At 57.4% G+C, this 6,000-nt stretch carries 8 protein-coding genes; 7 read left to right on the plus strand and 1 reads right to left on the minus strand.

Going from position 1 to position 6,000, the window contains the following annotated elements; translation table 11 throughout:
- Window positions 1–77: 77 nt before the first annotated feature.
- The 6 genes from FJ145_18950 to FJ145_18975 are packed head-to-tail and all read left to right on the plus strand — an operon-like array spanning window position 78 to window position 3,941.
- Window positions 78–1,040, plus strand: a complete 963-nt coding sequence (locus tag FJ145_18950; protein ID MBM4263494.1) for an ABC transporter substrate-binding protein — start codon at window positions 78–80, stop codon at window positions 1,038–1,040.
- Between the two features lie 3 nt (window positions 1,041–1,043).
- Window positions 1,044–1,598, plus strand: a complete 555-nt coding sequence (locus tag FJ145_18955) for an ABC transporter substrate-binding protein (GenBank protein MBM4263495.1) — start codon at window positions 1,044–1,046, stop codon at window positions 1,596–1,598.
- Window positions 1,546–1,740, plus strand: coding sequence for a hypothetical protein (locus tag FJ145_18960; protein ID MBM4263496.1), 195 nt, complete (start codon window positions 1,546–1,548; stop codon window positions 1,738–1,740). The genes FJ145_18955 and FJ145_18960 overlap by 53 nt, the downstream gene beginning before the upstream one ends.
- Entirely contained in the window at window positions 1,737–2,033 is a 297-nt protein-coding gene (locus tag FJ145_18965) for a hypothetical protein (GenBank protein MBM4263497.1), read from the plus strand. The genes FJ145_18960 and FJ145_18965 overlap by 4 nt, the downstream gene beginning before the upstream one ends.
- A 13-nt stretch (window positions 2,034–2,046) precedes the next feature.
- Window positions 2,047–3,198: an SMP-30/gluconolactonase/LRE family protein gene (locus FJ145_18970; GenBank protein MBM4263498.1), complete on the plus strand. Its 1,152-nt coding sequence runs from the start codon at window positions 2,047–2,049 to the stop codon at window positions 3,196–3,198.
- An 11-nt stretch (window positions 3,199–3,209) separates the two neighbouring features.
- The gene (locus FJ145_18975) at window positions 3,210–3,941 is read left to right on the plus strand and encodes an ABC transporter substrate-binding protein (protein ID MBM4263499.1); all 732 of its coding nucleotides are present in this window, start codon (window positions 3,210–3,212) and stop codon (window positions 3,939–3,941) included.
- 95 nt (window positions 3,942–4,036) lie between these two features.
- On the opposite strand, the gene FJ145_18980 is transcribed toward FJ145_18975, so the two are convergent.
- On the minus strand, window positions 4,037–4,504 hold the full coding sequence (locus tag FJ145_18980) for a hypothetical protein (protein MBM4263500.1): 468 nt from the start codon (window positions 4,502–4,504) through the stop codon (window positions 4,037–4,039).
- 173 nt (window positions 4,505–4,677) lie between these two features.
- Between FJ145_18980 and FJ145_18985 the strand changes: the two genes are divergently transcribed.
- Window positions 4,678–5,793 (plus strand): hypothetical protein, encoded by a 1,116-nt coding sequence (locus FJ145_18985; GenBank protein MBM4263501.1) that lies wholly within the window; start codon window positions 4,678–4,680, stop codon window positions 5,791–5,793.
- The last annotated feature ends 207 nt before the right edge of the window (window positions 5,794–6,000 follow it).

The following is a 6,000-nucleotide window of genomic DNA, read 5'->3' on the forward strand; positions in this document are numbered from 1 at the left end:
CCGATTTCTAGCGGATTGCGAAGCGCATCGAGATCGCTATACTACGCAGAATTTCACTTGCCGAGGTAAACGCATTAATGCTCAAAGCCTTATTGTCACTGTTACACGTTGCTCTCTTGGCGGCTTTCTTGATTTGCCCCAGTAGCGCCGACGCTGAACGGGTGAGGCTCGCGCTGCCATCGCGCTCGATGGGCTACCTGCCAATGTTTGTCGCACTGCATCGTGGTTTTTTGAAAGATGAGAACATCGAACTTGAGCTTCCGGCCATGCTCCCCAACATCGCCCACAACGCGCTGCTCAGCGGCGAAGTGGACTATCACGGCGTGGCCGATTCCGCGCTGCGCCTGGCCGCCAAAGGCGCGCCGCTGAAGGCGATTTTTTTTAGCGCGCGGTTGCCGAATTATTTCTTAATGTCGAAGCCGACGATCAGATCAGTGAGCGAGCTGCGCGGCAAGATGGTCGCGGTCAGCCGTTTTGGCGGGACCACCGATCTTGCCGCCCGCGTCGCGCTGCAATCGAACGGCCTCGACCCGCAAAAAGATGTTGTGCTGATCATGATCGGCCTGGGTAATACACGCAACGCGGCGCTGATGGCCGGCTCGGTGGACGCCAACATCGCCAATCCACCAGACAACTCGATGCTCAAACAGAAAGGCTTTCGCGAGCTGCTATTTCTCGGCGACGCCATCGAGTTTCCCAGCAACGGATTTACGACCACCGAAAAGCGACTGGCGGAGAACCGCGATCAGGTGAAGCGCATGATGCGCGCTTTTTACCGCGGCCTCTTATTCACCCGAGAGAACCCTGAAGAAACCATCAAGCTCGTCGAGCGCGAATGGAAGTTGGACCCAACCATGGCGCGTGACTCGTACCAGTCGATCATGAAAGCCGCGACGCGCGACGGCTCATCATCTGACGCAGGCCTCAAAGTCCACGTCAAACTCATGCAAGCGAGCGACAAATCCATTGGCGACGTGCCGTTAAACAGGATGGTCGATTTCCGCGTGCTCGAAGAAGTGCGCAAAGAAGTTGCGAGGTAACCGATGGCCGCTATGCCAGCGCTCTTGTCATTCCTCCCATTATTCCTATACGTCCTGTTCCCTTCCGACGCGGTCGCCGAGCGCGACCGCACCGTCATCCCACGCGCCACGCTTAACTATCTCAGCGTGCCGGTGGCTGAAGTCAAAGGATTTTTCCGCGATGAAGGTCTCGAAAACGAAACCATCGTCATTCCGGGCGCCACCGCCATCGCGGCGCTGGTGAGCGGTGACGTCGACTATAGCGGCGTTGGCGGCACCGGCATGCGTGCGGCGCTGCGCGGCGCGCCCATCAAAGCCGTGATGTTTCAAACCGAAAAAGTGACTTGGTATTTGATTGCCGCGCCTGAAATTACCAAGGGTGCAGACCTCAAAGGCAACAGAGTGGCGGTCGGCACAGTAGGAGACACCCCAGGACGCTTTAGTCACCGCCTACGCCGAGCGCAATGGTGTTGCCGCCAAGGATCTCACCCGAGTCGCCATGCCGTCTCGGACCACAACCACGACGATGCTCGGTCTAAAATCCGGCGCCATCCAGGCCGCCACAATCAATGGCGATGAAGCGATCATCGCCGAGAAAGAAGGCTTGCGCACGGTGACGTTCATCGGCGACCTGTTCCCCTATGCGTTGCAAGGCTTCATGGCGTCGGACAAAAAATCGCCGAGCGGCCCAACGACATCAAGCGCTGGCTGCGCAGCATGATGCGCGCGCTGGTGTTTATTCGCGAGCGGCCGGAAGAAGCCGCTGACATTGCAATGAAGAAGATTCCCATGGGTAGCAACGCGACGCGACCCGTTGTCATCGAAGGCCTTCGCCGCTTCGCCCGCGCCCTGCCCGACGGCGTGCCCGGCGTGCCAACGCCACTGGGCATGAAAAACATGATCGAATACGACGTCAAAGCTCCTTTGAAGATCAAAGAAGACGTGGCGCCGGAGAAATTTCTTTACCTAAAGCTCGCCAGCGAAGTTAAAGAAGAGCTGGAGCGCAACCGCTGAGCGGAGTCATCGGATGATTGACGTCGGAAGCGTGCGGTTCCCAATGCAGCGAAGCCGCAACCAACATGGCAACAACCAGCCGTGCGTGGACCCCGGCCTTCGCCGGGGTGACGGTGGCGTTGGTCCGTCATTGCGGCGCAGGCCGGAATCCAGGTGGCGGAGAGCTCTGTACAGAAAAGCCGCCCTCACAATTGCCAGCATCTTGTTCTGGTTTGCCGTCGTCCAGGCGCAAAATCAAAAAGTTTCAATCCTGATCGACCTCGACCCCAACAGCGCCGAGCGAAGCGTCATAGTCGAGAGCATCGCCGCCGACAATCGCGGCAGGCTCTACACCGCCGATCGCGTTAGCGGCAATGTGTGGCGCATCGATCCAAAAAATCCCAGACTCGTGGTCGTCGGCCGCGTGGTGGAGCGCGAGATCGACGGCAAAAAAATCCGTGCCGATGTTTCGGGAATCACCTTCAACTCGGCGGGCGATCTTTACCTCACCGCCGGCGGATTTAAAGAAGTGCTGCGCATCCGCGCTAAAGAGTTGAACCCGGACAAACCCGGCGTCGCGCAAACCTTCGCGACGCAAACGGAGAATGCCAATGGTCTCGCCTTCGACAAGGCTGGCCGGCTCTACGTTTCCGGCGGCCGCAACGGCAAGATTTATCGCACCGGACCGGAGGGCGGCAAAGCCGACGTGGTGGTTCAAATACCACCCCATGTTCGCACACTCCCCGACGGCAACACGCAGCAGGCCCTGACAGCGAACGGTTTGGCTTTCGATGCCTCTGGCACCGTGTTGTACATCGCTGACACCACGCGCGGCGCGATTTGGCGATCGACCATCACCAACGACGGCACGGCCGGCCCGCCGCAGAGCGTCGTCCAAAGCGCATTGCTCGAAGGCGCCGACGGTCCGGCGTTCGACCGGCACGGCAACCTTTGGGTGGCCGCCAACGAACGCAATGCCGTGGTCGTCGTCACTCCCGAGGGCCGGGTTTATGACGCGCTGAAAAACAACAGCAAAGGTCCGCTGGAGTTTCCAACTTCGGTCGTCATCGTTGACAACACGGTCTACGTCAGCAACTTCGACACGCCGCGGCGCGACAATCTTGCTGCCGACGGCAAGACCTCCATCGACGGCATCGGCGCGTCGATCGTGAAAATAGAACCCTAAGGGACACTCAAGTGAAACTCCGACTATTCGGTGTATTTGCCCTATCGGTCCTATTCCGCTTCTCGCTCCACGCCCAAGAGCTCAAACACCTGCGGGTGGTTTTCGTGACTCTCGCCTGGAACGCGCAGCTTCCGTTCCGCGTCGCCGACGCGCGCGGCTTTTTGCGTGAGCAGGGTCTCACGGTCGAACAAATTTTCGTCCGCGGCGCGCCGACAGCGGTTACCGCGCTGGGGTCTGGCAACGTTGAGTTTTCCAGCATCGGCGGCGCCCAGGCGGCGATCCGCAGCAAAGCGCGCGGACTCGACATGAACATCATCGCTTCGATCTCCAACTACACGAATTACACTTTGATCGGCAGCAAAGACGTCCGGCGCGTCAAAGACCTGCGCGGCAAGATTGTCGGCATTACCGGCGCCGGGGCGTTTTCCGATTTCACCACTCGGCTCTATCTCAAACGCAACAACATCGATCCCGACAAGGACGTGACGTTAAGGGCCATCGGTCAGACGGTGATACGGGCCAGCGCTCTGGAGAAGGGACTGATTTCTGCCGCGCCTTTCTCTGCCGAGGACACGATCAAACTGCTCGACAAGGGCTTTCCGATGATTGCCAACTACAACCAGTGGCCTGGGAAGGCATTCAGATTATGCTCGACGACGACCATCGCACCGGCGTCGTCGACAGGAAGTTTCACCCTGGACCGAGTGATCAACGAACGGCCGTTGAAACAAGCGCAGCAATAACTGAAGGCCGAAGGCCGGCTACGGCAATGAAGTTAGATTTCGGATATTCACCACAGAGACCTAGCGCAGAGAACGAGACGGCCTCGCGCACACGCTTACGCACTCTTTGCGCGCACAACGAGGTCCACTTCGCAATCGAGGATCTGCAGCAAAGCGATCAACTGATCGACTGACTTGTCGTAGTTGGTTTGATCCAGCAAACGGTAGAACTGGGTTGCCGACGTACGCAGCCGGCGAACCATCTCTCGCTTCGCCAGCCGGCTCTTCGCCACGCGCTTTTGCGCTTCGAGCGTGAGTCTGTAGATCAGCAAATCTCTCAGGTAAGAAGGGTCTTGGTTGTATTCAAGCACCTGCTCAACATGGATTGTGGCGGTTTTGCCCGAAGCGAGTTGGTAGGTGAAACCCTCTTTGGCAATTTCCTTGTCAACATAAACCCGCACGATCGGGTCTTCTGCAGTTGGCGTCAGCTCGGCTTTGACATACGGAAAAGAAAGCAGCCTCTTCGCTGTTTTGATCTCGAAGAGTTTTTTTCTATTGTTAAGTTTAACGGACGATATTTTCATAGGACGCCTTCCGTTTTGAGTTGTCTTATAATCTCCACTACCCTTCTAGGCGCAGCCCCGTGTTTCCTGATCGCTCTGTACACAATTCGATTGACCAAGATAAACTGTAGCTAGTAAAGTGGAGTGGATTTGATGAATAGGGAAAAGAAACCGACCTAGCGCGGAGTTGAACTATGGCGATCGGACTTTCTCACGGCGGCACCAATGTTTATTCGGCCAAGCAACGATCCACCGAACTGTGGGTCGCCACGCAGGATGGCCTCGTTCGTTTTGAAAAGAACAACGGCAAGTGGCAAGAGGCGCAGCGGGCGCTGCGCGGCAATCACATCAGCTCGATTATCTTCGAGCAGACCAGCGGCACCATGTTTGCCGGCGCATTCTTCGGCTCGGTGCATGCCAGCAGCGACGGCGGCAAAACTTGGGAGCGGCGCGACAACGGCATCGCCTGTCACGACGTCTACAGCCTTGCGTCGAAAACCATCAACGGCAAAACCCGCGTCTATGCCGGCACTCAGCCGGCACACTTGTTTGTCAGCGAAGATTTGGGCGCCCACTGGAGCGAGCTGCCGGCGCTGCGCCAAGTCGAAAGCGTCGGGCAATGGTCCTTCCCCGCCCCACCCCATGTCGCGCATACGAAATTCATCACCTTCGATTCTAAAGACGAAAACGCTATCTACGCCTGCGTCGAGCAAGGCGCATTTTTGAAGAGCGATGATCTGGGGAAAAGCTGGAAGCAGCTCAACACCGTCGGACTTTACAAAGACAGGAACCGCCCGGTGGAACATTTCTATGACGTGCATCGCTGTTTGATCGACCCGCGCGACCCACAAAAAATCTACGTCACCGGCGGCGCCGGCCTCTACGTCACCCACACCGGTGGTGCTAGCTGGCAGCGCTGGATGTGCCCCGATTGGGCGCCGGATGTTTACCCCGACGGCTTTACTTGGAACCCGAAAAATCCCGACATGATGTTCGTCGCCGCAGCGGAGCACAATCCCGTCACTTGGCGCAAAGCCGGTCCCGCCGCGCGCGCTGAAGGCAAGATTTATCGTAGCAAAGATTGCGGCAACAGCTGGGAGCGCTTGGGCGGCGGATTGCCGGCAAGCTTGAAACATGAATTTGGTGCACTTTGCCTCGAAGAAGCCAACGGCACCTGCGCTATCTTCGGTGGCACCACCGGCGGCGAGGTTTTCTGCAGCGAGGACAACGGCGAGAGCTGGACATCGATTACCGACAAGCTTGCGCCGATCTCGAAGAAGGGCCATGAGCGCCTGCTGGCAGCCAGCTAAATTCTAAAGTCCTTACTTGATACTTAAAGGCCGGGACAATCTGTATGACCGATCCCGGCTTTTTTGCATTTCCGCACGATCCATAACTCCGCTCTAAGCCCACGCGGGTTTCAGAAACTGTAGGGTTTTCAGGAAGTTTTGGGGTATTGGGATTCGCCCATTGGGCGAGTTTTTTCTTGACTTGTATCTGGTTAGTGTTTTATATTT

This window comes from Deltaproteobacteria bacterium (assembly GCA_016874755.1).
Lineage (GTDB): Bacteria > Desulfobacterota > Binatia > UBA9968 > UBA9968 > DP-20.

Coding starts and splice junctions, on each gene's coding strand:
- FJ145_18955 (MBM4263495.1), top strand. CDS start 1,044: ATGGCCGCTATGCCAGCGCTCTTGTCATTCCTCCCATTATTCCTATAC.
- FJ145_18970 (MBM4263498.1), top strand. CDS start 2,047: ATGATTGACGTCGGAAGCGTGCGGTTCCCAATGCAGCGAAGCCGCAAC.
- FJ145_18980 (MBM4263500.1), bottom strand. CDS start 4,504: ATGAAAATATCGTCCGTTAAACTTAACAATAGAAAAAAACTCTTCGAG.
- FJ145_18965 (MBM4263497.1), top strand. CDS start 1,737: ATGATGCGCGCGCTGGTGTTTATTCGCGAGCGGCCGGAAGAAGCCGCT.
- FJ145_18950 (MBM4263494.1), top strand. CDS start 78: ATGCTCAAAGCCTTATTGTCACTGTTACACGTTGCTCTCTTGGCGGCT.
- FJ145_18960 (MBM4263496.1), top strand. CDS start 1,546: ATGCTCGGTCTAAAATCCGGCGCCATCCAGGCCGCCACAATCAATGGC.
- FJ145_18985 (MBM4263501.1), top strand. CDS start 4,678: ATGGCGATCGGACTTTCTCACGGCGGCACCAATGTTTATTCGGCCAAG.